Source organism: Kutzneria chonburiensis (genome assembly GCF_028622115.1).
Taxonomy (GTDB): domain Bacteria; phylum Actinomycetota; class Actinomycetes; order Mycobacteriales; family Pseudonocardiaceae; genus Kutzneria; species Kutzneria chonburiensis.
Genome location: NZ_CP097263.1, coordinates 6,715,610 through 6,738,975 on the forward strand (window position 1 = coordinate 6,715,610; position 23,366 = coordinate 6,738,975).

Here is a 23,366-nt window from a genome sequence, read left to right on the forward strand (position 1 = left end):
GGGGTCTAACGAATTACCAGCTGGACTTGTGCACGCCCGGCAGCTCGCCGCGGTGCGCCATCTGGCGCAGGCAGATCCGGCACAGGCCGAACTTGCGGAACACGGCGTGCGGACGGCCGCACTTCTGGCAGCGGGTGTAGGCCCGGACGGCGAACTTCTGCTTGCCGGCCGCCTTGTTGATCAGCGCCTTCTTCGCCATCGGCTCAGTTCTCCTTGAACGGGAAGCCCAGGTGCTTGAGCAGCGCCCGACCCTCGTCGTCGTTGGTGGCCGTGGTCACGACGGTAATGTCCATGCCACGGGGACGGTCGATCGAGTCGGGGTCGATCTCGTGGAACATCGACTGCTCGTTGAGCCCGAACGTGTAGTTGCCGTTGCCGTCGAACTGCTTGCCCGACAGGCCGCGGAAGTCGCGGATACGGGGCAGCGCGATGGTCAGCAGGCGGTCGAGGAACTCCCACATGCGGTCGCCGCGCAGGGTCACCCGCGCGCCGATCGGCATGCCCTCGCGCAGCTTGAACTGCGCGATGGACTTGCGGGCCTTGCGGACCTCGGGACGCTGGCCGGTGATCGTGGCCAGGTCGCGGACCGCGCCCTCGATCAGCTTGCCGTCACGGGCGGCGTCGCCGACGCCCATGTTCACGACGACCTTCACGACACCCGGGATCTGCATCACGTTGTCGTAGGTGAACTGCTCCTGCAGCGCGGGCACGATCTCGCTGCGGTACCGGGTCTTGAGCCGCGGCAGGACCTTCTCAGTAGTGGTCATGATCAGATGTCCTTACCGTTGCGGCGGGAGACGCGCACGCGCCGACCGTCGTCGTTCGTGCGGTAGCCGACGCGGGCCGGCTTGCCGTCCGAGTCCACGACCATCACGTTGCTCACGTGGATGGGGGCCTCCTGGGTGACGATGCCACCGGACTGCGCGCCCCGCTGGGTCTGGGTGATCCGGGTGTGCTTCTTGATCCGGTTCACGCCCTCGACCAGGACCCGGTCGTTCTCCGGGTAGGCCTGGATGACCTTGCCCTTGGCGCCCTTGTCCTTGCCAGCGATGACCACGACCGTGTCGCCCTTGCGCACCTTCATCACAACACCTCCGGCGCGAGCGAGATGATCTTCATGAACTTCTTGTCACGCAGCTCGCGGCCGACCGGGCCGAAGATGCGGGTGCCCCGCGGCTCGTTGTCGGGCTTGATGAGCACGGCGGCGTTCTCGTCGAACCGGATGTACGAGCCGTCCGGCCGGCGGCGCTCCTTGACGGTGCGCACGACGACGGCCTTGACGACGTCACCCTTCTTCACACCGGCACCGGGAATGGCGTCCTTCACCGTGGCGACGATGATGTCGCCGATGCCCGCGTAGCGACGCGAGGATCCGCCGAGCACGCGGATGCAAAGGATCTCCTTCGCACCGGTGTTGTCGGCGACCCGCAGTCGCGACTCCTGCTGAATCACTTACAGCTCCTGACCATCGATGGCCGGCCAGATTTCCGACCTGACCGGCTCGGTCTGCTTGTTACTTGGCCTTCTCGAGGACCTCGACCAGACGCCAGCGCTTGGTGGCCGACAGCGGGCGGGTCTCCATCAGCAGAACGCGGTCGCCGACGCCGGCCACGTTCTCCTCGTCGTGCGCCTTCACCTTGGTCGTGGTCCGCAGCACCTTGCCGTACAGCGGGTGCTTCTTGCGGTCCTCGAGGGAGACGACGATCGTCTTCTCCATCTTGTTGGACACGACCAGGCCTTCACGCACCTTGCGGTCGTTGCGGCTCACGGCCTCGTTGGTCTCACTCATGCGGCACCCTCACCAGTCGTAACGTCGTCGGGCGACACGGAAAGACCGAGCTCCCGCTCCCGCATCACGGTGTAGACGCGGGCGATGTCGTGACGGACCGTGCGCAGGCGGCGGTTGTTGTCCAGCTGGCCGGTGGCCATCTGGAACCGGAGGTTGAACAGCTCCTCCTTGCTCTCCCGAAGGCGCAGCACGAGCTCCTCGTCCGTGAGCTCACGCAGCTCTGCGGCGTTGGTACCCGCTGCCATCAGAAGTCACCACCTTCACGCGTGACGATCCGGCACTTCAGCGGCAGCTTGTGGATGGCGCGGCGAAGCGCCTCCCGAGCAACCGTCTCGTTCGGGTAGCTCATCTCGAAGAGCACCCGGCCGGGCTTGACGTTGGCCACCCAGTATTCGGGCGAGCCCTTACCGGAACCCATGCGGGTTTCCGCCGGCTTCTTGGTCAGGGGGCGGTCCGGGAAGATGTTGATCCAGACCTTGCCGCCACGACGGATGTGCCGGTTGATGGCGATACGAGCGGACTCGATCTGCCGGTTGGTGACGTAGGCCGGCTCCAGCGCCTGGATGCCGAACTCGCCGAAGGTGACACGCGTGCCACCCTTGGCCGCACCACTCCGCTTCGGGTGGTGCTGCTTGCGGTGCTTGACCCTACGCGGGATGAGCACTACTCAGCCCTCCCCATTGCCAGTGCTGGCGGCCTCGACGGCCGGAGCCTCGGACGCGGCGGCGTTGGCCTCGGCGGCCGCGCGGCCGGCCTCGGTGCTCGTCGCGGTCGTGCCGGCCGAGCCCGAGCGGCGGGCGCGGTTCGGACGCTCGCGACGCTGCTGCGGACGGTCGTTGCCGGCCGGGGCCGCGGTGTCGCGCGAGCGGAAGCCGCCGACCACGTCACCCTTGTAGATCCACACCTTCACGCCGATGCGGCCGAAGGTGGTGCGGGCCTCGAAGAAGCCGTAGTCGATGTCCGCGCGCAGCGTGTGCAGCGGGACGCGACCCTCGCGGTAGAACTCCGAGCGGGACATCTCGGCGCCGCCGAGACGGCCACCGCACTGCACCCGGATGCCCTTGACCTGCGGCGAGCGCATGGCCGACTGCATGGCCTTGCGCATCGCGCGCCGGAACGACACACGGTTGGACAGCTGCTCGGCGGTCACCTGGGCGACCAGCTGAGCGTCCGACTCGGGGTTCTTGACCTCGAGGATGTTGAGCTGGACCTGCTTGGCGGTGAGCTTCTCCAGCTCGCCACGGATGCGGTCGGCCTCGGCGCCGCGGCGGCCGATGACGATGCCCGGGCGGGCGGTGTGGATGTCGACGCGGACCCGGTCCCGGGTGCGCTCGATCTCCACCTTGGAGATGCCGGCCCGCTCCATGCCCTTGCTCAGCATCTTGCGGATCTTGACGTCTTCCGCCACGTACTCGGCGTACTGCTTGTCCGCGTACCAGCGGGACTTCCAGTCGGTGGTGATACCAAGGCGGAAGCCGTGCGGGTTGATCTTCTGACCCACTACTGGGCCCCCTTCTTGGCTCGAGACTTGCCGGCCTTCTTGTCGGCCGGGCGGGACTCGACCTCGATCGTGATGTGGCTCGTCCGCTTGCGGATCCGGTAGGCCCGGCCCTGAGCGCGCGGACGGAACCGCTTCAACGTCGGACCCTCGTCCACGTACGCGCTGGACACCCACAGGGTGTCGCGGTCGAGGCTCAGGTTGTTCTCGGCGTTGGCCATGGCGCTGGCGAGCACCTTGGCCACCGGCTCGCTGGCCGCCTGCGGCGCGAACTGAAGGACGGCCAGGGCCTCCGTGGCGTTGCGGCCACGGATGAGGTCGACCACTCGGCGTGCCTTCATAGCGGTCAGGCGCACGTAGCGGGCCCGCGCCACGGCGCGCGGCAGCTCCTCCGCGCCGGTCGCGTTGTCAGCCATTGCTTGTTACCCCTTGCTCCTGTCCAGCCCGCTCAGCGGCGGCGCGACTTCCGGTCGTCCTTGATGTGACCCTTGAAGGTCCGAGTGGGCGCGAACTCGCCCAGCTTGTGACCGACCATGGCCTCGCTGACGAACACCGGAACGTGCTTGCGGCCGTCGTGCACCGCGATGGTGTGCCCCAGCATGTCGGGGATGATCGTCGACCGGCGGGACCAGGTCTTGATCACGGTCTTCTTGCCCGACTCGTTGAGAACGTCCACCTTCTTGAGCAGGTGGTCGTCAACGAAGGGGCCCTTCTTCAGGCTGCGTGGCATTCCTTCACTCCCTTCCTGCTCAGCGCTTCTTACCGGTGCGACGACGCCGGACGATGAGCTGGTCGCTTGCCTTGCGGCGGCGGGTACGGCCTTCGGGCTTACCGGCCGGGTTCACCGGGTGGCGACCACCGGAGGTCTTGCCCTCACCACCGCCGTGCGGGTGGTCGACCGGGTTCATGGCGACACCACGCACCGTGGGCTTGCGGCCCTTCCAGCGCATGCGGCCGGCCTTGCCCCAGTTGATGTTGGCGTGCTCGGAGTTGCCGACCTCGCCGACCGTGGCGCGGCAGCGCACGTCCACGTTGCGAATCTCGCCCGAGGGCATCCGCAGCTGGGCGTACGGGCCGTCCTTGGCCACCAGCTGCACCTTCGCGCCGGCGGAGCGGGCGATCTTGGCGCCGCCACCGGGGCGGAGCTCGATCGCGTGCACCACGGTGCCGACGGGGATGTTGCGCAGCGGCAGGTTGTTGCCCGGCTTGATGTCGGCGCGAGGGCCGTTCTCGATCGTGTCGCCCTGCGAGAGGCGGTTCGGCGCGATGATGTAGCGCTTCTCGCCGTCCGCGTAGTGCAGCAGCGCGATCCGAGCCGTGCGGTTCGGGTCGTACTCGATGTGCGCGACCTTGGCCGGCACGCCGTCCTTGTCGGCCCGACGGAAGTCGATCAGGCGGTAAGCCCGCTTGTGACCGCCGCCCTTGTGCCGAGTGGTGATCTTGCCGTGCGCGTTGCGGCCGCCACGACCGTGCAGCGGACGCACGAGCGACTTCTCCGGCGTCGACCGAGTGATCTCGGCGAAGTCGGACACGCTCGCACCGCGACGGCCTGGCGTCGTCGGCTTGTACTTGCGAATGCCCATGTCAGATCAGCAGTCCTCAGTCATCAGGCGGTCGGGCCGCCGAAGATCTCGATCGCCTTGCTCTCCGCGGAGAGGGTGACGATCGCGCGCTTCGTGTCCTTGCGCTTGCCGAAGCCGGACCGGGTCCGCTTCCGCTTGCCCTGGCGGTTGATCGTGTTGACGCTCAGGACCTTGACGCCGAAGACCTTCTCGACCGCGATCTTGATCTGCGTCTTGTTGGCGTCCGGAGCCACCAGGAAGGTGTACTTGTTCTCCTCGAGAAGGCTGTAGCTCTTCTCGGAGATCACCGGCGAGAGCAGGATGTCCCTGTGGTCGGGGATCATGGTCAGACCTCCTCGGTCAGCTCGGACGAGCGGGCCGTGGCCTTGACCGAACGACCCTTGCTCGGGCCGGCGATGAACAGCTCGTACGCGTCCTTCGTGAACACGACGTCGTCGTTGACCAGCACGTCGTAGGTGTTCAGCTGGTCCGGCGCGATCGGGTGCACGTTGGCCAGGTTGCGCACGCTCAGCCAGTCCTGCTCCTCGAAGCGGCCCAGCACGACCAGCGTGCGGCGCGACTCCGTGATGGCGGCGAGCGCGATGCGCGCGTCCTTGGTGGACGGCTTGTCGCCGCCGACCAGGGAGCTGACCACGTGCAGCCGGCCGGCGCGAGCCCGGTCGGACAGGGCGCCACGCAGCGCGGCGGCCTTCATCTTCTTGGGCGTCCGCTGCGCGTAGTCACGCGGCTGCGGGCCGTGCGAGACGCCACCGCCGGCGAACTGCGGCGACCGGGTCGAGCCCTGACGGGCGCGGCCGGTGCCCTTCTGGCGGTACGGCTTCTTGCCACCGCCGCGGACGTCGCCGCGGGTCTTGGTGGCGTGCGTGCCCTGGCGGGCCGCGGCCAGCTGGGCCACGACGACCTGGTGCATCAGCGGGATGTTCGCCTGCACGTCGAAGATCTCGGCGGGCAGCTCGACGCTGCCGGCAGCCTCACCAGAGGCGTTGCGAATGTCCAGAGTGGTCATCAGGCACCGCCCTTCGCGGCCGTCTTCACGAACACCAGGCCGCCCTTGGGGCCGGGGATGGCGCCCTTGATGAGCAGCAGGCCGGACTCGGCCTCCACCTGGTGCACGGTCAGGTTCTGGGTGGTGACGCGGGCGTGGCCCATGCGGCCGGCCATGCGAACACCCTTGAACACGCGGCCCGGGGTGGCACAGCCGCCGATGGAGCCGGGCGAGCGGTGCTTGCGCTGCACGCCGTGGCCGGCGCCCAACCCCTTGAAGCCGTGGCGCTTCATGACACCGGCGTAGCCCTTGCCCTTGCTGGTGCCGACCACGTCGACGACGGAGCCCGCCGGGAACACCTCGGCGGTGATCTCCTGGCCGACCTCGTAGGCGTCGGCGTCGGTGGTGCGCAGCTCGGCGACGTGGCGTCGCGGCGTCACACCGGCCTTGGCGAAGTGACCGGCGCGGGGCTTGTTCACCTTGCGCGGGTCGATGGCGCCGAAGGCCAGCTGGACGGCGGTGTAGCCGTCCTTCTCCTCGGTACGGATCTGGGTGACGACATTGGGCCCGGCCTTGACGACCGTGACCGGCACAACCCGGTTCTTGTCGTCGAAGACCTGGGTCATGCCGAGCTTGGTGCCCAGGATCCCCTTGATCTGCTTGTCAGACATGAGTTCGTTACTCTCCGCCGCCGCGCGCTTACTGGATGTTGACGTCGACGCTGGCCGGCAGGTCGATGCGCATGAGCGCGTCGACCGTCTTCGGCGTCGGGTCGAGGATGTCGATCAGCCGCTTGTGCGTGCGCATCTCGAAGTGCTCGCGCGAGTCCTTGTACTTGTGCGGCGAGCGAATGACGCAGTAGACGTTCTTCTCGGTCGGCAGCGGCACCGGCCCGACGACCCGAGCGCCGGTGCGCGTCACGGTCTCGACGATCTTGCGCGCGGACGCGTCGATCGCCTCGTGGTCGTAGGCCTTGAGCCGAATGCGGATCTTTTGTCCCGCCATGATGGCTTGCCGTTCCTCTTCTCGTACCGCTGCGGGCTGACTCGTGACGGGCCGGGGCCCAGCTGTGCCGCTCCCCTATTCACGAGTCAAATGTCATCAGGTGCCGGGGCCCTCCGGTCCACGCGGTCGGGCGTGTCGCCTTTTCAGGGACACAGCGCCTACGCGCACACCAGCCCTACTGGTCCTTGCTCAGTCCTCAGTAGGCGGGGTCCGGTCAGACCCAGTACACCCAGGCCATCTCAGGCCCGTGTGGGTGCCGGCTTCTCGCAGCAGGGCGGCTGGAACGCGAACGAGCCAGCCGCCTCTGCAACGAGCAACCCGTTAAGGATGCCACACCCAGGTGCGGCGACCAAATCGGGGCCGGCGAAGTGAGGGCCAGGTAACAAATGAATGTCACCCGGCCCTCACCAGCGAATTACTTGATGATCTTCTCGACGGTGCCGGCGCCGACGGTGCGGCCACCCTCGCGGATGGCGAACCGCAGGCCCTCGTCCATGGCGATCGGCTGGATCAGCTTGACGCTCATGTGCGTGGTGTCGCCCGGCATGACCATCTCGGTGCCCTCGTCGAGGGTCACGACGCCGGTCACGTCGGTGGTGCGGAAGTAGAACTGCGGCCGGTAGTTGTTGAAGAACGGCGTGTGGCGGCCGCCCTCGTCCTTGGACAGGATGTAGACGTTGCCCTCGAACTCCGTGTGCACCGTGGTGGTGCCCGGCTTGATCACAACCATGCCGCGCTCGACGTCTTCGCGCTTGACACCGCGGAGCAGCAGCGCGGCGTTGTCACCGGCGCGGCCCTCGTCGAGGAACTTCTTGAACATCTCGATGCTGGTGCAGGTGGTCTTGAACCCCTTCTCGCGGATTCCGACGACCTCCACCTCCTCGTTCACCTTGACCACACCGCGCTCGATGCGGCCGGTGACGACGGTGCCACGACCGGTGATGGTGAAGACGTCCTCGACGGGCATGAGGAACGCCTTGTCGGTCTCACGGACCGGCTCCGGGACGTTCTCGTCCACGGCGTCCATGAGCTCCAGCACCGACTGGGCCCACTTCTCGTCACCCTCGAGGGCCTTGAGGCCGGACACGCGCACGACCGGCGCGTCGTCGCCCGGGAACTCCTGGTCCGAGAGCAGCTCGCGGACCTCGAGCTCGACGAGCTCCAGGATCTCCTCGTCGTCCACCATGTCGGCCTTGTTCAGGGCGACAACGATGTACGGCACGCCGACCTGGCGGGCCAGCAGCACGTGCTCGCGGGTCTGCGGCATCGGGCCGTCGGTCGCGGCGACCACCAGGATCGCGCCGTCCATCTGGGCGGCACCGGTGATCATGTTCTTGATGTAGTCGGCGTGACCGGGGGCGTCGACGTGCGCGTAGTGGCGCTTCTCGGTCTGGTACTCGACGTGCGAGATGTTGATCGTGATGCCGCGGGCCTTCTCCTCCGGCGCCTTGTCGATCTGGTCGAACGCGAAGGCCGCGTTCAGCGTCGGGTACTTGTCAGCCAGAACCTTGGTGATTGCCGCCGTCAGCGTGGTCTTGCCATGGTCGACGTGACCAATGGTGCCGATATTGACGTGCGGCTTGGTCCGCTCGAACTTCGCCTTCGCCACTGGATGGTCCTCCTGGACTTGTGTTGCTTGCGCCCGGCCGATTGTGGTTGGTCGGCCCAGCGGTTACGTCAGGGTCGGTTGGTCGGTTGCCCGGGACTGACTCCCGGGCAACCGGTGAAGACCGGCGGGGCTGACTACTCCCCGGTCGCCTTCGCGATGATTTCCTTCGCCACGTTGGTCGGAACCTCGGCGTAGGAGTCGAACAGCATCGTGTAGTTCGCCCGACCCTGGGTCTTGGACCGCAGGTCGCCGACATACCCGAACATCTCCGACAGCGGAACCAGTGCCTTCACGACACGGGCGCCACTGCGCTCCTCCATCGCCTGGATCTGACCACGGCGGGAGTTCAAGTCGCCGATGACGTCACCCATGTAGTCCTCGGGGGTCGTCACCTCGACAGCCATTACCGGCTCCAGCAACACCGGGTCGGCCTTCCGGGCGGCTTCCTTGAGCGCCATCGAGCCGGCGATCTTGAAGGCCATTTCGGAGGAGTCGACCTCGTGGTAGGCGCCGTCCAGCAGCGTCACCTTGATGCCGACCAGCGGGTAACCCGCCAGCACGCCGTACTGCATCGCGTCCTGGGCGCCGGCGTCGACCGAGGGGATGTACTCCCGCGGGATGCGGCCACCCGTGACCTTGTTGTCGAACTCGTAGAGCGCACCGTCGGTGCTCTCCAGCGGCTCGACCTCGATGAGCACCTTGGCGAACTGGCCGGAGCCACCGGTCTGCTTCTTGTGCGTGTACGAGTACTTCTCCACCTTGCGGCGGATGGTCTCCCGGTAGGCCACCTGGGGCTTACCGATGTTCGCCTCGACCTTGTAGTCCGACTTCATCCGGTTGACGAGCACCTCGAGGTGCAGCTCGCCCATGCCGGCGATGATCGTCTGGCCGGTCTCCTCGTCCAGCTTGACCTGGAAGGTGGGGTCCTCCTCGGCCAGCTTCTGGATCGCGGTGCCCAGCTTCTCCTGGTCGGCCTTCGTCTTCGGCTCGATCGCCACCGAGATGACCGGGTCCGGGAAGGTCATGGACTCCAGCACGATCGGCTGCTGCGCGTCGCACAGGGTGTCGCCGGTCGTGGTGTCCTTCAGGCCGATGGCCGCGTAGATGTGGCCGGCGCTGGCCACCTCGACCGGGTTCTCCTTGTTGGAGTGCATCTGGAAGAGCTTCCCGATGCGCTCCTTGCGGTCCTTGGTCGAGTTGATGACCTGGGTGCCGGCGTTGACCTTGCCCGAGTAGACCCGGATGTAGGTCAGCTTGCCGAAGAACGGGTGCGCGGCGATCTTGAACGCGAGCGCGGCGAACGGCTCGTCGGCCGACGGCTTGCGGCTGGCCGGCGTCTCGCCGTCCTGCAGCGTGCCCTCGACCGGCGGCACGTCCAGCGGCGACGGCAGGTAGTCGATGACGGCGTCGAGCATGGGCTGCACGCCCTTGTTCTTGAACGCCGAGCCGCACAGCACCGGGTAGGCGATGCGGTCGGTCACGATCTTGCGGATGCCCCGCTTGATCTGCTCGACCGTCAGCTCCTCGCCACCGAGGTAGAGCTCCATCAGGGTGTCGTCGGTCTCGGCGACGGCCTCGATGAGCTTCTCGCGGTACTCGGCGGCGATCTCGACCAGGTCGGCCGGGATCTCCTCGACGGTGTAGTCGTCGCCCTTCTGGACCTCGCCGTGCCAGGTCAGCGCGCGCATCTCGACCAGGTCGACGACGCCGATGAAGTCGTTCTCGGCGCCGATCGGCAGCTGGATCGGCAGCGGCTTCGCGCCGAGACGCTCCTGGATGGTGCGGACGGTGAAGTAGAAGTCCGCGCCCAGCTTGTCCATCTTGTTGACGAAGCAGATACGCGGGACGTCGTACTTGGTCGCCTGGCGCCAGACCTGCTCGGACTGGGGCTCGACGCCCTCCTTGCCGTCGAACACGGCCACCGCGCCGTCAAGGACCCGCAGCGAGCGCTCGACCTCGACGGTGAAGTCGACGTGCCCCGGCGTGTCGATGATGTTGATCTGGTGGTCGTTCCAGAAGCAGGTGGTCGCGGCGGACGTGATGGTGATGCCGCGCTTCTGCTCCTCCTCCATCCAGTCCATCGTCGCCGCGCCGTCGTGGACCTCACCGATCTTGTAGTTGATCCCGGTGTAGAACAGGATCCGCTCGGTGGTGGTGGTCTTTCCCGCGTCGATATGGGCCATGATCCCGATGTTGCGGACCTTGGCCAGGTCAGTGAGCACTTCCTGTGCCACGGGTGTCTTCCTTGCTTTCGTGCGGCTGTGGTCGGTGCGGGTGGCGCCGATCCGTTGCGGCCGGCTGGACAGCCGGCCGCGCCCGAATCACCAGCGGTAGTGCGCGAAGGCCTTGTTGGACTCGGCCATCTTGTGGGTGTCCTCGCGGCGCTTGACGCTCGCGCCGAGACCGTTGCTGGCGTCCAGCAGCTCGTTCATCAGGCGCTCGACCATCGTCTTCTCACGGCGCTGCCGGGAGAAGGTGATCAGCCAGCGCAGCGCCAGCGTGGTGGAGCGGCCGGGCTTGACCTCGATCGGCACCTGGTAGGTGGCGCCACCGACACGGCGGCTCTTCACCTCGATGGCCGGCTTCACGTTGTCCAGCGCGCGCTTGAGCGTGACGACCGGGTCGGTGCCGGTCTTCTCGCGGGCACCCTCGAGCGCCTTGTAGACGATCGCCTCGGCGACCGAGCGCTTGCCGTCCACGAGCACCTTGTTGATGAGCTGCGTCACCAACGGGGAGCTGTAGACCGGGTCAGAGATCAGCGGCCGCTTCGGGGCCGGGCCCTTGCGGGGCATCAGCTCTTCTCCTTCTTCGCGCCGTAGCGGCTGCGGGCCTGCTTGCGGTTCTTCACGCCCTGCGTGTCCAGCGAGCCACGGATGATCTTGTAACGGACACCCGGAAGGTCCTTCACACGGCCACCGCGAACGAGCACCATCGAGTGCTCCTGCAGGTTGTGGCCCTCACCCGGGATGTAGGCCGTGACCTCGATCCCGCTGGTCAGCTTCACGCGGGCGACCTTGCGCAGCGCCGAGTTCGGCTTCTTGGGCGTAGTGGTGTAGACGCGGGTGCACACGCCGCGCCGCTGCGGGCTCCCCTTGAGAGCCGCGGTCTTGGTCTTCGCGACCTTGTCCTGGCGGCCCTTGCGGACCAGCTGCTGGATCGTGGGCATAGACCGGCTGCTTCTTCCGTTCGCGTCTTGGTGTCCTTGCGGGCACCGTGGACTCTGTGTACTTGGCCCCTCCGTCCCCCGAGGTCGGGCGTGTCGCCCGCTCACGGGACCCGCGAGAGACCAACTAGCTGTCCCAACGGTTTCCGGAGGACTTCCGTCGCCCTGAGGTCGACGCAGCCAGAGACTGCCATCCACAGGCACGCGGAGCGGCCCGACATGGGTCGGGCACGGATACCAAAGATACCTTCCCCGTGGCCCGAGGGTCAAAACGGGGGTCGGGTACGGGCCGGACGAGCGTGTCGCCTGTGGCGTGTCGCACCATCTTCAAGATCGCAAAGGAAGATGTGACCCAGCATAGTCGACCGCGTGTTCGATCCCGTTCCGTAGCTCGAGCACGGCCGTTTCGCCTGGTCAGGACGGCCGTGGCGGCCCTGACGGGTCAAGGACGGCCGCCCTATTTCCGGCGACCCGGATCGGTTTCGCCGAGAACGGCGAGTTCAACGAGAAAAGGGCCGGGATGCTCCGCATCCCGGCCCTCTCTCACTCAACTATCAACGATAGTCGCGACCGAAGTCGTAGTCGTCCAGCGGAACCGCCGCACCCGTGCCGGTGCCGAAGACGTCCGGCGTGTAGTAGCCGTCGTCGTAGGACGGGATCGCGTAGGCCGCGGCCCGCGCCTCCTCCGTCGGCTGCACCTGGATGTTGCGGTAGCGGTTGATACCGGTGCCGGCCGGGATCAACTTACCGATGATGACGTTTTCCTTCAGGCCGATGAGCTTGTCGCTCTTGCCGTTGATGGCGGCGTCGGTGAGCACCCGGGTGGTCTCCTGGAAGGAGGCCGCCGAGAGCCACGACTCCGTCGCCAGCGAGGCCTTGGTGATACCCATCAGCACCGGACGGCCCGAGGCCGGCTCGTTGCCCTCGGCGACGACGCGACGGTTGGACGTCTCGAAGTCGCTGCGCTCGATCGGGGCTCCCGGCAGGAACTCCGTCGCGCCCGAGTCGATGATGATCACGCGGCGGAGCATCTGCCGCACGATCACCTCGATGTGCTTGTCGTGGATGGACACACCCTGCGACCGGTACACCTTCTGGACCTCGTTGACCAGGTGCAGCTGGGCCTCGCGGGGACCCATCACGCGCAGCACCTCGTGCGGGTCCGGCGTGCCCTCCAGCAGCTGCTGGCCGACCGCGACGTGGTCGCCGTCCGCCAGCGGGCCGTCCGGGGTGATGGCCAGGCGCTGGCGCTTCGACAGCTTGTCGAAGACGATCTCCTCGCTGCCGTCGTCCGGCACCAGGGTGATCTTCCAGAACCGGTCGCCGTCCTCGATCCGCACGCGGCCGTCGACGTCGGCGATCGGCGCCTTGCCCTTGGGCACGCGGGCCTCGAAGAGCTCCTGGACACGCGGCAGACCCTGGGTGATGTCGTCCGCGCCGGTGGCGCCACCCTGGTGGAAGGTACGCATGGTCAGCTGGGTGCCGGGCTCACCGATCGACTGGGCGGCCACGATGCCCACCGCCTCGCCGACGTCCACCAGCTTGCCGGTGGCCATCGAGCGGCCGTAGCAGCTGGCGCACACACCGACGGCCGATTCGCAGGTCAGCACCGAGCGGACCTTGACCCGGATGGTGCCCACCCGGATCAGCGTGTCCAGGGCGGGGTCGCCCAGGTCGGCGCCGCGGTTGAGCACCACGTTGCCGTCCGCGTCGGTGATGTCCTCGGCCAGCGAGCGCGCGTACACGCTGGTGCGCGCGTACTCGTGCATCACGACCTTGTCGCCGACCTTCTCGCCGACGGTCATCGTGACGCCGCGGTTGGTGCCGCAGTCGATCTCACGGATGATCACGTCCTGCGAGACGTCGACCAGACGACGGGTCAGGTAACCCGAGTCGGCGGTCTTCAGCGCGGTGTCGGCCAGACCCTTGCGGGCGCCGTGGGTCGCGATGAAGTACTCCAGCACCGAAAGGCCCTCGCGGAACGAGTTCTTGATCGGCCGCGGGATGTACTCGCCCTTCGGGTTGGTCACCAGACCACGCATACCGGCCAGCGACCGGACCTGCGTCATGTTGCCGGCCGCGCCGGACTTGACGATGACCCGGATGGAGTTGTCCTCGGGGAACGCGGTCTCCATCAGCTTGGCGACCTCGTCGGTCGCCGACTGCCACACCTTGACCAGCTCGTTGTTGCGCTCGGCGTGCGAGAGCTGACCGCGCTGGTAGCGCTTCTCGACGGCCTCGGCCTTGCCCTCGTACTCGTTGAGGATGGCCTTCTTCTCCTCGGGCACGAGCACGTCGGAGATGGCGACCGTGACACCCGAGCGGGTGGCCCAGTAGAAGCCGGCGTCCTTGAGCTTGTCCAGCGTCCGCGCCACGGTGACCATCGGGTACCGCTCGGCGAGGTCGTTGACGATCTCACCCTGCCGCTTCTTCGGCATCTCCTCGTTCATGAACGGGTAGTCCGGCGGCAGCAGCTCGTTGAACAGCACCCGGCCGAGAGTGGTCTCGGCCAGCCACGGCTGACCGGGCTCCCAGTCCTCGGGCTCCTGGCCACGCGGCGGCACCTGGTCGTTGAGCCGCACCTTGATCGGCGCCTGCAGGCCGATCACCTTGCGGTCGAACGCCATGATCGCCTCGGCCACCGAGGAGAAGGCACGGCCGGCGCCCTCGGCCTCCGGCTTGAACCGGGTCAGGTGGAACAGACCGGTGACCATGTCCAGACGCGGCATCGCCAGCGGCCGCCCGGAGGCGGGCGACAGGATGTTGTTGCTGGACAGCATCAGGATCCGGGCCTCGGCCTGCGCCTCGGCCGACAGCGGCAGGTGCACCGCCATCTGGTCGCCGTCGAAGTCGGCGTTGAACGCCTCACAGACCAGCGGGTGCAGCTGGATGGCCTTGCCCTCGACCAGCTGCGGCTCGAAGGCCTGGATGCCGAGGCGGTGCAGCGTAGGAGCACGGTTGAGCATCACCGGGTGCTCGGTGATGACCTCTTCCAGCACGTCCCACACGGCCGGGCGGGCCCGCTCGACCATGCGCTTGGCCGACTTGATGTTCTGCGCGTGGTTGAGGTCGACCAGCCGCTTCATCACGAACGGCTTGAACAGCTCGAGCGCCATCGCCTTGGGCAGGCCGCACTGGTGCAGCTTGAGCTGCGGGCCGACCACGATGACCGAACGGCCGGAGTAGTCGACGCGCTTGCCGAGCAGGTTCTGGCGGAACCGGCCCTGCTTGCCCTTGAGCAGGTCGGACAGCGACTTGAGCGGGCGGTTGCCCGGGCCGGTGACCGGCCGGCCGCGGCGGCCGTTGTCGAACAGCGCGTCGACGGCCTCCTGCAGCATCCGCTTCTCGTTGTTGACGATGATCTCGGGCGCGCCGAGGTCGATCAGTCGCTTCAACCGGTTGTTGCGGTTGATCACCCGGCGGTACAGGTCGTTCAGGTCGGAGGTGGCGAACCGGCCACCGTCGAGCTGAACCATCGGCCGCAGGTCCGGCGGGATCACCGGGATGCAGTCGAGCACCATGCCCATGGGCGAGTTGCGGGTCTGCTGGAACGCCGCGACGACCTTCAGCCGCTTGAGCGCGCGCAGCTTCTTCTGGCCCTTGCCGCTGCGGATGGTCTCCCGCAGGATGTCGGCCTCGGCGTCGACGTCGAAGTCCTTCGCCAGCTGCTGGATGGACTCGGCGCCCATCGAGCCGGTGAAGTAGTCGCCGTAGCGGTCGATCAGCTCGCGGTAGAGCAGCTCGTCGGCGATCAGCTGCTTGGTGTCGAGCTTGGTGAAGGTGCTCCAGATCTCGTCGAGCCGGTCCAGCTCACGCTGGGCCCGGTCGCGGAGCTGGCGCATCTCCCGCTCGCCGCCCTCCTTGACCTTGCGGCGCACGTCGCTCTTGGCGCCCTCGGCCTCGAGCTCGGCCAGGTCGGCCTCGAGCTTCTGGGCGCGGGCCTCCACGTCGGCGTCGCGACGGTTCTCGACGCGCTTGCGCTCGACCTGCATCTCGCTCTCGAGCGTGGGCAGGTCGTTGTGGCGCAGCTCGCCGTTCACCGAGGTGATGACGTAGGCGGCGAAGTAGATGATCTTCTCGAGGTCCTTGGGGGCCAGGTCGAGCAGGTAGCCCAACCGGCTGGGGACGCCCTTGAAGTACCAGATGTGGGTGACCGGCGCGGCCAGTTCGATGTGGCCCATCCGCTCACGGCGCACCTCGGCGCGGGTCACCTCGACGCCGCAGCGCTCACAGATGATGCCCTTGAAGCGGACGCGCTTGTACTTGCCGCAGTAGCACTCCCAGTCCCTGGTCGGACCGAAGATCTTCTCGCAGAAGAGTCCGTCCTTCTCGGGCTTGAGGGTGCGGTAGTTGATGGTCTCGGGCTTCTTGACCTCGCCGTAGGACCACTGCCGGATGTCGTCGGCGGTGGCAAGGCCGATGCGGAGCTCATCGAAGAAGTTGACGTCGAGCACGTCGGCTCTTCTCCCCTTCGGGTTGATTGCTGCCTGGGGTACGTGCGCTGACTGCGGGCTTTTCGGGGAGCTCCGCAGTCAGCGCGGCGAGGTCACTTAGTTGACGACGTCGTCGACGGACGGCGACTCGTTCCGGGAGAGGTTGATGCCGAGGTTGGCGGCCGCCCTCTCCAGGTCCTCGTCGTCGCCGTCGCGCATCTCGATCGCGGCGCCGTCGCTGGAGAGCACCTCCACGTTGAGGCAGAGGGACTGCAGCTCCTTGAGCAGCACCTTGAACGACTCCGGCACCCCGGGCTCGGGGACGTTCTGGCCCTTGACGATGGCCTCGTACACCTTCACGCGGCCCAACTTGTCGTCGGACTTGATGGTGAGCAGTTCCTGGAGGGTGTATGCGGCGCCGTACGCCTGCATCGCCCAGCACTCCATCTCACCGAAGCGCTGGCCACCGAACTGCGCCTTACCACCCAGCGGCTGCTGCGTGATCATCGAGTACGGGCCGGTCGACCGGGCGTGGATCTTGTCGTCGACCAGGTGGAGCAGCTTGAGGATGTACATGTAGCCGACCGCGACCGGGAACGGGTACGGCTCGCCGCTGCGGCCGTCGAGCAGCGTGGCCTTGCCGTTCTGGCCGACCATGCGCTCGCCGTCGCGGTTCGGCGTCGTCGACCCGAGCAGGCCGATGATCTCCTCCTCGCGGGCGCCGTCGAACACCGGCGTCGCGGTGTTCGTGTTCGGCGGCACCTCGAACAGCTCCTCGGGCATCTTGGACGCCCACTCCGGGTCGCCGTCGATGCTCCAGCCCTGCTTGGCGATCCACCCGAGGTGGGTCTCCAACACCTGGCCGATGTTCATACGACGGGGCACACCGTGCGTGTTCAGCACGATGTCCACCGGCGTGCCGTCCGGCATGAACGGCATGTCCTCGACCGGCAGGATCTTGCCGATGACGCCCTTGTTGCCGTGCCGGCCGGCGAGCTTGTCACCGTCCTGGATACGACGCTTCTGGGCGACGTAGACGCGGACCAGCTCGTTCACGCCCGGGGGCAGCTCGTCGTCGTCCTCCCGGCTGAACACCCGGATGCCGATGACCTTGCCGGTCTCGCCGTGCGGCACCTTCAGCGAGGTGTCGCGCACCTCGCGGGCCTTCTCACCGAAGATCGCGCGCAGCAGCCGCTCCTCCGGGGTCAGCTCGGTCTCGCCCTTGGGCGTGACCTTGCCGACCAGGATGTCGCCGTCGCGGACCTCGGCGCCGATCCGGATGATGCCGCGCTCGTCGAGGTCGGCCAGCACCTCCTCGGAGACGTTCGGGATGTCCCGGGTGATCTCCTCGGCGCCGAGCTTGGTGTCACGGGCGTCGATCTCGTGCTCCTCGATGTGGATCGAGGTGAGCACGTCGTCCTGGACGAGGCGCTGGCTGAGGATGATCGCGTCCTCGTAGTTGTGCCCCTCCCACGGCATGATCGCGACGAGCAGGTTCTTGCCCAGCGCCATCTCGCCGTTCTGGGTGCACGGGCCGTCCGCGATGACCTGGCCGTGCTCGACCCGGTCGCCCTCGTTCACGATGGGCTTCTGGTTGATGCAGGTGCCCTGGTTGGAGCGGCGGAACTTGTGCATCGCGTAGGTCTGGCGGCTGCCGTCGTCGGCCATCACGGTGATGAAGTCGGCGGACAGCTCCTCGACCACACCGGACTTCTTGGCGATGACCACGTCGCCGGCGTCGACCGCGGCGCGCAGCTCCATGCCGGTGCCGACCAGCGGGGACTCGCTGCGCAGCAGCGGCACCGCCTGACGCTGCATGTTGGCGCCCATGAGCGCGCGGTTGGCGTCGTCGTGCTCGAGGAACGGCACCATCGCGGTCGCCACCGACACCATCTGGCGCGGCGAGACGTCCATGTAGTCCACGTCGGCGGTGTCGGCGAGGTCGGTCTCGCCGCCCTTGCGTCGGACCATGACCCGGTCCTCGAGGAAGTTGCCCTCGTCGTCGACCAGGGTGTTGGCCTGGGCCTTGACGAAGCGGTCCTCCTCGTCCGCGGTCAGGTAGTCGATCTGGTCGGTGACCCGGCCGTCGACGACCTTGCGGTACGGGGACTCGATGAAGCCGAACGGGTTGACCCGCGCGAACGAGGACAGCGAGCCGATCAGGCCGATGTTCGGGCCTTCCGGCGTCTCGATCGGGCACATCCGGCCGTAGTGGGACGGGTGCACATCGCGCACGTCCATGCTGGCGCGCTCACGGGAGATACCGCCGGGGCCGAGCGCGGACAGCCGGCGCTTGTGGGTCAGACCGGCCAGCGGGTTGGTCTGGTCCATGAACTGCGACAGCTGCGAGGTGCCGAAGAACTCCTTGATCGCGGCCACGACGGGCCGAATGTTGATCAGGGTCTGCGGCGTGATCGCCTCGACGTCCTGGGTGGTCATGCGCTCACGCACGACCCGCTCCATGCGGGAGAGGCCGACCCGGATCTGGTTCTGGATCAGCTCGCCGACGGTGCGCAGGCGGCGGTTGCCGAAGTGGTCGATGTCGTCGACCTCGACCGGCACCGTGGTGTTCTCCACCGTCATCTCGGTCTCGCCCGCGTGCAGGCGGACCAGGTACTCGATGGTGGTGACGATGTCGTCCTCGGTCAGCACGCCGGTGGACACCGGGAAGCCGAGGCCCAGCTTCTTGTTGACCTTGTACCGGCCGACCTTGGCCAGGTCGTAGCGCTTCTCCTTGAAGAACAGGTTCTCCAGCAGCGCCTGCGCGCTCTCCTTGGTCGGCGGCTCGCCCGGGCGCAGCTTGCGGTAGATGTCCAGCAGCGCCTCGTCCGGCCCGGCCGTGTGGTCCTTCTCCAGCGTGGCCAGCAGCGTCTCGCTGAAGTGGAACCGCTCGCGGATCTGCTCAGTGGTCCAGCCGAGGGCCTTGAGCAGCACGGTGACCGGCTGGCGGCGCTTGCGGTCGATGCGCACGCCGACGGTGTCGCGCTTGTCGACGTCGAACTCCAGCCAGGCGCCCCGGCTCGGGATGATCTTGACGTTGAAGACGTCCTTGTCGGTCGTCTTGTCGATCGCGGTGTCGTAGTAGACGCCGGGCGAGCGCACGAGCTGGGAGACCACCACCCGCTCGGTGCCGTTGATGATGAACGTGCCCTTGTCCGTCATCATCGGGAAGTCACCCATGAACACCGTCTGGCTCTTGATCTCGCCGGTGGTGTGGTTGGTGAACTCCGCGGTGACGAACAGCGGGGCCGCGTACGTCATGTCCTTGTCCTTGCAGTCCTCGACGGAGGCCTTGACCTCGTCGAAGCGCGGGTCGGAGAAGGACAACGACATGGAGCCCGAGAAGTCCTCGATCGGGGAGATCTCGTTGAGGACCTCTTCAAGACCACCGGTCGGGGCCTCGTCACCGGCGTCAACCCGGCGCTGGAACCACGCCTCGTTGCCGGTGAGCCACTCGAACGAGTGAGTCTGCAGTTCGAGGAGGTTGGGCGCGGCCAGCGGCTCGCGGATCTTCGCGAACGAGACGCGGGTGGGCGCTCCAGGAATTCCGGTGGAGTTGGTCGCAGCAGTGGCCTTGGTCGCGCGGGAGACTGCCAAGATGCGTCCTTCCAGGGACTGATGTACTGGCGGCAGCCGCGTCAGCAGGGACTAACGCGTCTGTCAAGGGTGCGTGGCTCCCCGAATCCCGTGCTCTCGGCGAAGGGCAAACGGACAGAGGGCAGCGCAAAGGGGCAGTCTAGCCCGGAGAACGGCGACTGTCGAGGGGTCCCTGGAAGGCCCACGGCGGTGCTCACCGACAGAGTGACCCTGCCCAGGCTCGCAGTCAAGGTGTCACCGGCCGATCACTCCAGTGGCGGACAGCAAATCCACCCGCTTGGACCGCGCTGACCAGCGGCGACGGTCGGACGGGCAGATGATCACACTCGAAAGAGGTTGGCACACCCTGGCGGGTCGCCAGCGCCAGAATAGCCGAAACAGTGTGGCGAACGTCACTTTTAGAAGTGCTGGTGAAGATCGCGCAAGGGGGTGTCACGAGCCGTTCGACGACCTCGGCGATGGCCCGGTCGAGCAAGGCCTCCCCGGCCCGACCGGGGCGGCCGGCCGCACGTGCAGCACCGCGGCGTAGCCGGCCGCCGCGCCCGCCGCCGGGCCCTCCAGCCAGCCGCGGATCGACGCGTCGTAGTCCTCGCCGCGCAGCCGCAGGCCGGCCCGGTAGCGCGCGACCGCGCGCAGCGCGGCCCCGCCGACCAGCAGCACGCCCGCCGGCGCCCGCGTGCGGGCCTGGCGCTCGCGGTCGCACGCGGCCAGCACGGTGTCGAACGCGGTCACCCAGTCCGCCCGGCGGAGCTGGGCCACGGTCGGGCTCCGGCCGGCGGTGGCGGCGGCGCCGGGACCCGGGTCGGCGAGCACCGGATCGTCCGGCACCGGGACCGGCCGCAGGCCCGCGGCCGCGAGCCGGGCCGCCAGGATGTTCAGTGCCGCGGTGCGGTCGGTGGGCCGCACGCCGAGCACCGCGATGGTCTTCGTGGGCGAGATGTCGGTCATGGGACAAGCGTCGCGCTGGAAGCCGCTGCTCGACCCCGTATGGATCCCCAATCTTTTCTTGGCTCGTTTCGACCACCGTGAGCTGCGGATTCATCCCGGAAGCAGGTCAGAAGTTCGGTTCGGACGCCCGGTTTTCTTGGCAAGGAGGGCGAATTGTCGGGGTGCGGGGCTAGGTTCGGATCCGGAAAGGGGGTGTGTGCGCGGCGGTCACCCACAAGGGGAGACGTGGATGGTGAGCAAGGCGGAGCGGGACGAGGTGCGGGCGTGGATGCTCGAACTCGGCTGCCCGATCGAGCGGATCGCCACCGAGATGGCCCAGCGCTTCGGCGCCCGGCCCCGGCTGGCCTGGCGCTACGCGCTCGGCTGGACGCAGGTGCAGCTCGCGCACCGCTACAACCGGGCCAATCCCGGCCGGGCGGTCAGCGCCGAGCGGGTCAGCGAGTGCGAGAACTGGCCCGCCTCCCGCGGCCGGCCCAGCCTGCAGTACCTGCTCGGGCTCGCGCGGGCGTACGGCAACGGGTGCAGCGCGCTCAAGCTCGCCGACCTCGACGACCTGCGCGCCATGCCGGAGCACGAGCGCGAGCTGCTGCTCACCGGGCCCGCGGGCGGGCCGCCGCCGCGCACGCCACTGCCGCTCGGTCAGCCCCTCGACGCGCCGAGCCCGGTGAACTCGCCGAGCGTGTCCACCACCGCACGCAGCCAGCAGGCCCGGTCGTACCGGCGGCGCTGGTCGGCGGGGGCGTCGTCGGGCAGCGGCGCGGACAGCGCCTCCGGCACCCAGGTGGCGAGGTAGGCGATGCGCAGGCTGAGCAGCACCCGGGTCCAGGCCCGCAGCCGCTGCGGGTCGTCGGCCAGCCGCACCACGCCGCCCTCGGTCGGCAGGTTGCGCCAGGCGTCGGCCACCGCGGCGCGCAGCCCGCCGATCAGCTCCGGCTCCCACCACAGCCGGACCTCGGCCGGCTCGCTGTCCGGCACGTGCATGCGCAGCACGGCCTGCAGCGGCGGGTGGTCGGTCGGCTCGGTCGGCAGCGCGATGCCGAGCACCTCGCCGAGCGGGTAGTCGGTCGTGTACTGGCTCAGCCGCCAGTCGAGCAGCGCGTGGAACTCGGCCAGCCTGCTGCGCAGCCACGCCACGCGCTCGGGCTCCAGGGTGCCGACAACGACGCCGTCATCCCGATGCCACTTGATCACGGACCCGACCTCCCCAGCCACCCGAACGGTTGATCAATATTTACCAGCTCACAGAGTGTGCGGGTGTGAAAGGGAGGAGTAATGGCGGCTCGCCGGCCGTACTCGTGGCATTTGCGAACACGCCGGCCGCTCGATCAGCGCGGTGTGAGGTCGCTGATCAGCCATTTTCCCCCCGACCGGTGCGCGGTGACGGTGTAGACCAGGCCGACCGAGCTGGACTTGTTCGTGTCGGCCCGTGTTGTCGTTTGCGTGAGGAAGGCCAGCAGGATCGCGTCGTCGCCCTGCAGGACCCGGACGCCGATCTTGGCGACCTGACCGGTCACCACCGCCTTCTGCGCCGGCGCCTGCGACTTCACCTGTTCGAAGAGCTTGTTGTAGTCGTCGAGGAACTTGCCGGTGCTCACCGCCTGGCCGGCCTTCTGCGCACCGGCCAGATCGGTGTACTTGTACGAGGACACGGCCTCCATGTCCCGGGTGACCTGGGTGATCACGTCGGTGGTCGCCCCGGTGTCGGCCAGCGCCTTGTTGGCCGCCGCGCCGCCGTCGAGCACCAGGCCGGCCTCGCCGCGCAGCCAGAAGCCGGCCGCCGTCAGCACCGCGGCCACCAGCACCATCACGATCGGGCCGAGCACGGTCCGCGGCCGCAGCCGACTCAGCGTCCGGCCGACCGGGGCCAGCCGCTCGCCGACCGGCTTGCGTTCCCGGGCCGGCGCCTCGGCCGCCGGCTCGACGTCCGGGAAGACCCGCGCGAACTCGCGCACGGCGGCTCGCTCGTCCTCGACGGTCTCGGCGCCGATCACCTCGGGCGCGACGACCTCGACCGACGCGGGTGGGTCGGCCGGGGTCTCGTCGACGGGCAGCCGGCCGGACACGCGCTCATCGGCCGGCTGCGTGTCCTCCGGCCGGGCCGGCCGGCGCAGGCCGGCGACCCGGGGCCGGCGGACCGGCTGCTGGGCGTTGGCGTTACGACGGGGAGGTGGCACCTGCTGGTCCTTCCGCGGCTACTGCGAGCCCAGGACGATGGAACCGGCCTGGCTGAGCTTCCAGCCCTGGTCCGTCCTGGTCAGCTGGATCTGCATGGGCAGCCGGTTGGCCGGCTTGCCGTTGTCGGGCGTGGCGTCGACCTCGACGATGGCCACCACGGTCGCGGTGCCGGCGCGGTCGTCGAGCTCGGTCACCGCGGCGTCCAGCACCTTCGCGGTGAGGCTGGTCTTCTGGTCGGCGAGCTGCTTCTTCCAGTTGGCCTCGCCCTGCTTGATGGCGGTGGCCAGGTCGCCGGTGGAGGCCTGCACGAGCCGGTCGAACGAGGCGTCCGGGTTCTTGTAGTCCAGCGTGTAGAAGTTGATCAGCTCCTGCTTGCCGACCCGCAGCACGTCGTCGCGGGTGACGGCGAACTGCACCGACTGGTCGCCGGACGCGCCGAGCCAGCCGACCAGCGACGCGCCGCAGAAGATCAGCGCCGCCAGCAGCAGCACCGCCGCCACCGCGGACAGCGCCGACAGCCATCGGTTCGCTGGTGTTGCCTGCTGGGTGACCATGCCTCTCCAGGGTCGACTTCTCGGTCA

Annotated in this window: 25 protein-coding genes; all 25 read right to left on the reverse strand. The window is 68.0% G+C overall.

What is annotated here, in order from left to right:
• Positions 1-13: 13 nt before the first annotated feature.
• Positions 14-199 carry a type Z 30S ribosomal protein S14 gene (locus M3Q35_RS30655; protein WP_043721535.1) on the reverse strand — a complete coding sequence of 62 codons (186 nt, stop codon included), beginning with the start codon at positions 197-199 and terminating at the stop codon, positions 14-16.
• Between the two features lie 4 nt (positions 200-203).
• Positions 204-767 (reverse strand): 50S ribosomal protein L5, encoded by a 564-nt coding sequence (rplE, locus tag M3Q35_RS30660; RefSeq protein ID WP_273936035.1) that lies wholly within the window; start codon positions 765-767, stop codon positions 204-206.
• Positions 768-769: 2 nt separating this feature from the next.
• Entirely contained in the window at positions 770-1,084 is a 315-nt protein-coding gene (gene rplX, locus M3Q35_RS30665) for a 50S ribosomal protein L24 (protein ID WP_273936036.1), read from the reverse strand.
• Positions 1,084-1,452 (reverse strand): 50S ribosomal protein L14, encoded by a 369-nt coding sequence (gene rplN / locus M3Q35_RS30670; RefSeq protein ID WP_116172410.1) that lies wholly within the window; start codon positions 1,450-1,452, stop codon positions 1,084-1,086. The genes rplX and rplN overlap by 1 nt, the downstream gene beginning before the upstream one ends.
• Positions 1,453-1,513: 61 nt before the next feature.
• Positions 1,514-1,789, reverse strand: coding sequence for a 30S ribosomal protein S17 (gene rpsQ / locus M3Q35_RS30675; RefSeq protein WP_116172409.1), 276 nt, complete (start codon positions 1,787-1,789; stop codon positions 1,514-1,516).
• Complete coding sequence (rpmC, locus tag M3Q35_RS30680) at positions 1,786-2,034, reverse strand: 50S ribosomal protein L29 (RefSeq protein WP_116172408.1); 249 nt, start codon at positions 2,032-2,034, stop codon at positions 1,786-1,788. Before rpmC ends, rpsQ begins: the two co-directional genes overlap by 4 nt.
• Complete coding sequence (gene rplP / locus M3Q35_RS30685) at positions 2,034-2,453, reverse strand: 50S ribosomal protein L16 (RefSeq protein WP_043721520.1); 420 nt, start codon at positions 2,451-2,453, stop codon at positions 2,034-2,036. The genes rpmC and rplP overlap by 1 nt, the downstream gene beginning before the upstream one ends.
• A gap of 3 nt (positions 2,454-2,456) precedes the next feature.
• Positions 2,457-3,290, reverse strand: a complete 834-nt coding sequence (gene rpsC, locus M3Q35_RS30690) for a 30S ribosomal protein S3 (RefSeq protein WP_273936037.1) — start codon at positions 3,288-3,290, stop codon at positions 2,457-2,459.
• A complete protein-coding gene (rplV, locus tag M3Q35_RS30695) occupies positions 3,290-3,703 on the reverse strand; it encodes a 50S ribosomal protein L22 (RefSeq protein WP_052395573.1) in 414 nt (137 codons plus the stop codon). Before rplV ends, rpsC begins: the two co-directional genes overlap by 1 nt.
• Before the next feature lie 32 nt (positions 3,704-3,735).
• Positions 3,736-4,017: a 30S ribosomal protein S19 gene (gene rpsS / locus M3Q35_RS30700; RefSeq protein WP_033436717.1), complete on the reverse strand. Its 282-nt coding sequence runs from the start codon at positions 4,015-4,017 to the stop codon at positions 3,736-3,738.
• 19 nt (positions 4,018-4,036) lie between these two features.
• Positions 4,037-4,870: a 50S ribosomal protein L2 gene (rplB, locus tag M3Q35_RS30705; protein ID WP_043721517.1), complete on the reverse strand. Its 834-nt coding sequence runs from the start codon at positions 4,868-4,870 to the stop codon at positions 4,037-4,039.
• 23 nt (positions 4,871-4,893) lie between these two features.
• The gene (gene rplW / locus M3Q35_RS30710; RefSeq protein ID WP_273936038.1) at positions 4,894-5,193 is read right to left on the reverse strand and encodes a 50S ribosomal protein L23; all 300 of its coding nucleotides are present in this window, start codon (positions 5,191-5,193) and stop codon (positions 4,894-4,896) included.
• Between the two features lie 2 nt (positions 5,194-5,195).
• Positions 5,196-5,879, reverse strand: coding sequence for a 50S ribosomal protein L4 (gene rplD, locus M3Q35_RS30715; RefSeq protein WP_273944514.1), 684 nt, complete (start codon positions 5,877-5,879; stop codon positions 5,196-5,198).
• Positions 5,876-6,526 carry a 50S ribosomal protein L3 gene (gene rplC, locus M3Q35_RS30720; RefSeq protein ID WP_273936039.1) on the reverse strand — a complete coding sequence of 217 codons (651 nt, stop codon included), beginning with the start codon at positions 6,524-6,526 and terminating at the stop codon, positions 5,876-5,878. The genes rplD and rplC overlap by 4 nt, the downstream gene beginning before the upstream one ends.
• A gap of 28 nt (positions 6,527-6,554) precedes the next feature.
• Entirely contained in the window at positions 6,555-6,860 is a 306-nt protein-coding gene (gene rpsJ / locus M3Q35_RS30725) for a 30S ribosomal protein S10 (RefSeq protein ID WP_003938093.1), read from the reverse strand.
• A gap of 415 nt (positions 6,861-7,275) precedes the next feature.
• Entirely contained in the window at positions 7,276-8,469 is a 1,194-nt protein-coding gene (gene tuf, locus M3Q35_RS30730; protein ID WP_273936043.1) for an elongation factor Tu, read from the reverse strand.
• Positions 8,470-8,603: 134 nt separating this feature from the next.
• The gene (fusA, locus tag M3Q35_RS30735) at positions 8,604-10,703 is read right to left on the reverse strand and encodes an elongation factor G (protein ID WP_273936044.1); all 2,100 of its coding nucleotides are present in this window, start codon (positions 10,701-10,703) and stop codon (positions 8,604-8,606) included.
• Positions 10,704-10,790: 87 nt separating this feature from the next.
• Positions 10,791-11,261 (reverse strand): 30S ribosomal protein S7, encoded by a 471-nt coding sequence (rpsG, locus tag M3Q35_RS30740; RefSeq protein WP_273936045.1) that lies wholly within the window; start codon positions 11,259-11,261, stop codon positions 10,791-10,793.
• Positions 11,261-11,635, reverse strand: a complete 375-nt coding sequence (gene rpsL / locus M3Q35_RS30745; protein WP_025361387.1) for a 30S ribosomal protein S12 — start codon at positions 11,633-11,635, stop codon at positions 11,261-11,263. The genes rpsG and rpsL overlap by 1 nt, the downstream gene beginning before the upstream one ends.
• Before the next feature lie 551 nt (positions 11,636-12,186).
• A complete protein-coding gene (locus tag M3Q35_RS30750) occupies positions 12,187-16,086 on the reverse strand; it encodes a DNA-directed RNA polymerase subunit beta' (RefSeq protein ID WP_273936046.1) in 3,900 nt (1,299 codons plus the stop codon).
• A 96-nt stretch (positions 16,087-16,182) separates the two neighbouring features.
• Complete coding sequence (rpoB, locus tag M3Q35_RS30755; RefSeq protein WP_273936047.1) at positions 16,183-19,662, reverse strand: DNA-directed RNA polymerase subunit beta; 3,480 nt, start codon at positions 19,660-19,662, stop codon at positions 16,183-16,185.
• A 432-nt stretch (positions 19,663-20,094) separates the two neighbouring features.
• Positions 20,095-20,610, reverse strand: coding sequence for a hypothetical protein (locus M3Q35_RS30760; protein ID WP_273936048.1), 516 nt, complete (start codon positions 20,608-20,610; stop codon positions 20,095-20,097).
• 639 nt (positions 20,611-21,249) lie between these two features.
• Positions 21,250-21,801, reverse strand: a complete 552-nt coding sequence (locus M3Q35_RS30765) for a DUF2017 family protein (RefSeq protein ID WP_273936049.1) — start codon at positions 21,799-21,801, stop codon at positions 21,250-21,252.
• Positions 21,802-21,935: 134 nt separating this feature from the next.
• Positions 21,936-22,784 (reverse strand): hypothetical protein, encoded by an 849-nt coding sequence (locus M3Q35_RS30770; RefSeq protein WP_273936050.1) that lies wholly within the window; start codon positions 22,782-22,784, stop codon positions 21,936-21,938.
• Between the two features lie 18 nt (positions 22,785-22,802).
• Positions 22,803-23,339, reverse strand: a complete 537-nt coding sequence (locus M3Q35_RS30775; protein ID WP_273936051.1) for a hypothetical protein — start codon at positions 23,337-23,339, stop codon at positions 22,803-22,805.
• Between the last annotated feature and the right edge of the window lie 27 nt (positions 23,340-23,366).

What these genes read in the sequence shown, in the direction of transcription:
- M3Q35_RS30655 (WP_043721535.1), bottom strand. Translation starts at nt 199, where the DNA reads ATGGCGAAGAAGGCGCTGATCAACAAGGCGGCCGGCAAGCAGAAGTTC.
- rplE (WP_273936035.1), bottom strand. Translation starts at nt 767, where the DNA reads ATGACCACTACTGAGAAGGTCCTGCCGCGGCTCAAGACCCGGTACCGC.
- rplX (WP_273936036.1), bottom strand. Translation starts at nt 1,084, where the DNA reads ATGAAGGTGCGCAAGGGCGACACGGTCGTGGTCATCGCTGGCAAGGAC.
- rpsQ (WP_116172409.1), bottom strand. Translation starts at nt 1,789, where the DNA reads ATGAGTGAGACCAACGAGGCCGTGAGCCGCAACGACCGCAAGGTGCGT.
- rpmC (WP_116172408.1), bottom strand. Translation starts at nt 2,034, where the DNA reads ATGGCAGCGGGTACCAACGCCGCAGAGCTGCGTGAGCTCACGGACGAG.
- rplV (WP_052395573.1), bottom strand. Translation starts at nt 3,703, where the DNA reads ATGGCTGACAACGCGACCGGCGCGGAGGAGCTGCCGCGCGCCGTGGCG.
- rpsS (WP_033436717.1), bottom strand. Translation starts at nt 4,017, where the DNA reads ATGCCACGCAGCCTGAAGAAGGGCCCCTTCGTTGACGACCACCTGCTC.
- rplB (WP_043721517.1), bottom strand. Translation starts at nt 4,870, where the DNA reads ATGGGCATTCGCAAGTACAAGCCGACGACGCCAGGCCGTCGCGGTGCG.
- rplW (WP_273936038.1), bottom strand. Translation starts at nt 5,193, where the DNA reads ATGATCCCCGACCACAGGGACATCCTGCTCTCGCCGGTGATCTCCGAG.
- rplC (WP_273936039.1), bottom strand. Translation starts at nt 6,526, where the DNA reads ATGTCTGACAAGCAGATCAAGGGGATCCTGGGCACCAAGCTCGGCATG.
- rpsJ (WP_003938093.1), bottom strand. Translation starts at nt 6,860, where the DNA reads ATGGCGGGACAAAAGATCCGCATTCGGCTCAAGGCCTACGACCACGAG.
- rpsG (WP_273936045.1), bottom strand. Translation starts at nt 11,261, where the DNA reads ATGCCCCGCAAGGGCCCGGCCCCGAAGCGGCCGCTGATCTCTGACCCG.
- rpsL (WP_025361387.1), bottom strand. Translation starts at nt 11,635, where the DNA reads ATGCCCACGATCCAGCAGCTGGTCCGCAAGGGCCGCCAGGACAAGGTC.
- M3Q35_RS30760 (WP_273936048.1), bottom strand. Translation starts at nt 20,610, where the DNA reads ATGACCGACATCTCGCCCACGAAGACCATCGCGGTGCTCGGCGTGCGG.
- M3Q35_RS30775 (WP_273936051.1), bottom strand. Translation starts at nt 23,339, where the DNA reads ATGGTCACCCAGCAGGCAACACCAGCGAACCGATGGCTGTCGGCGCTG.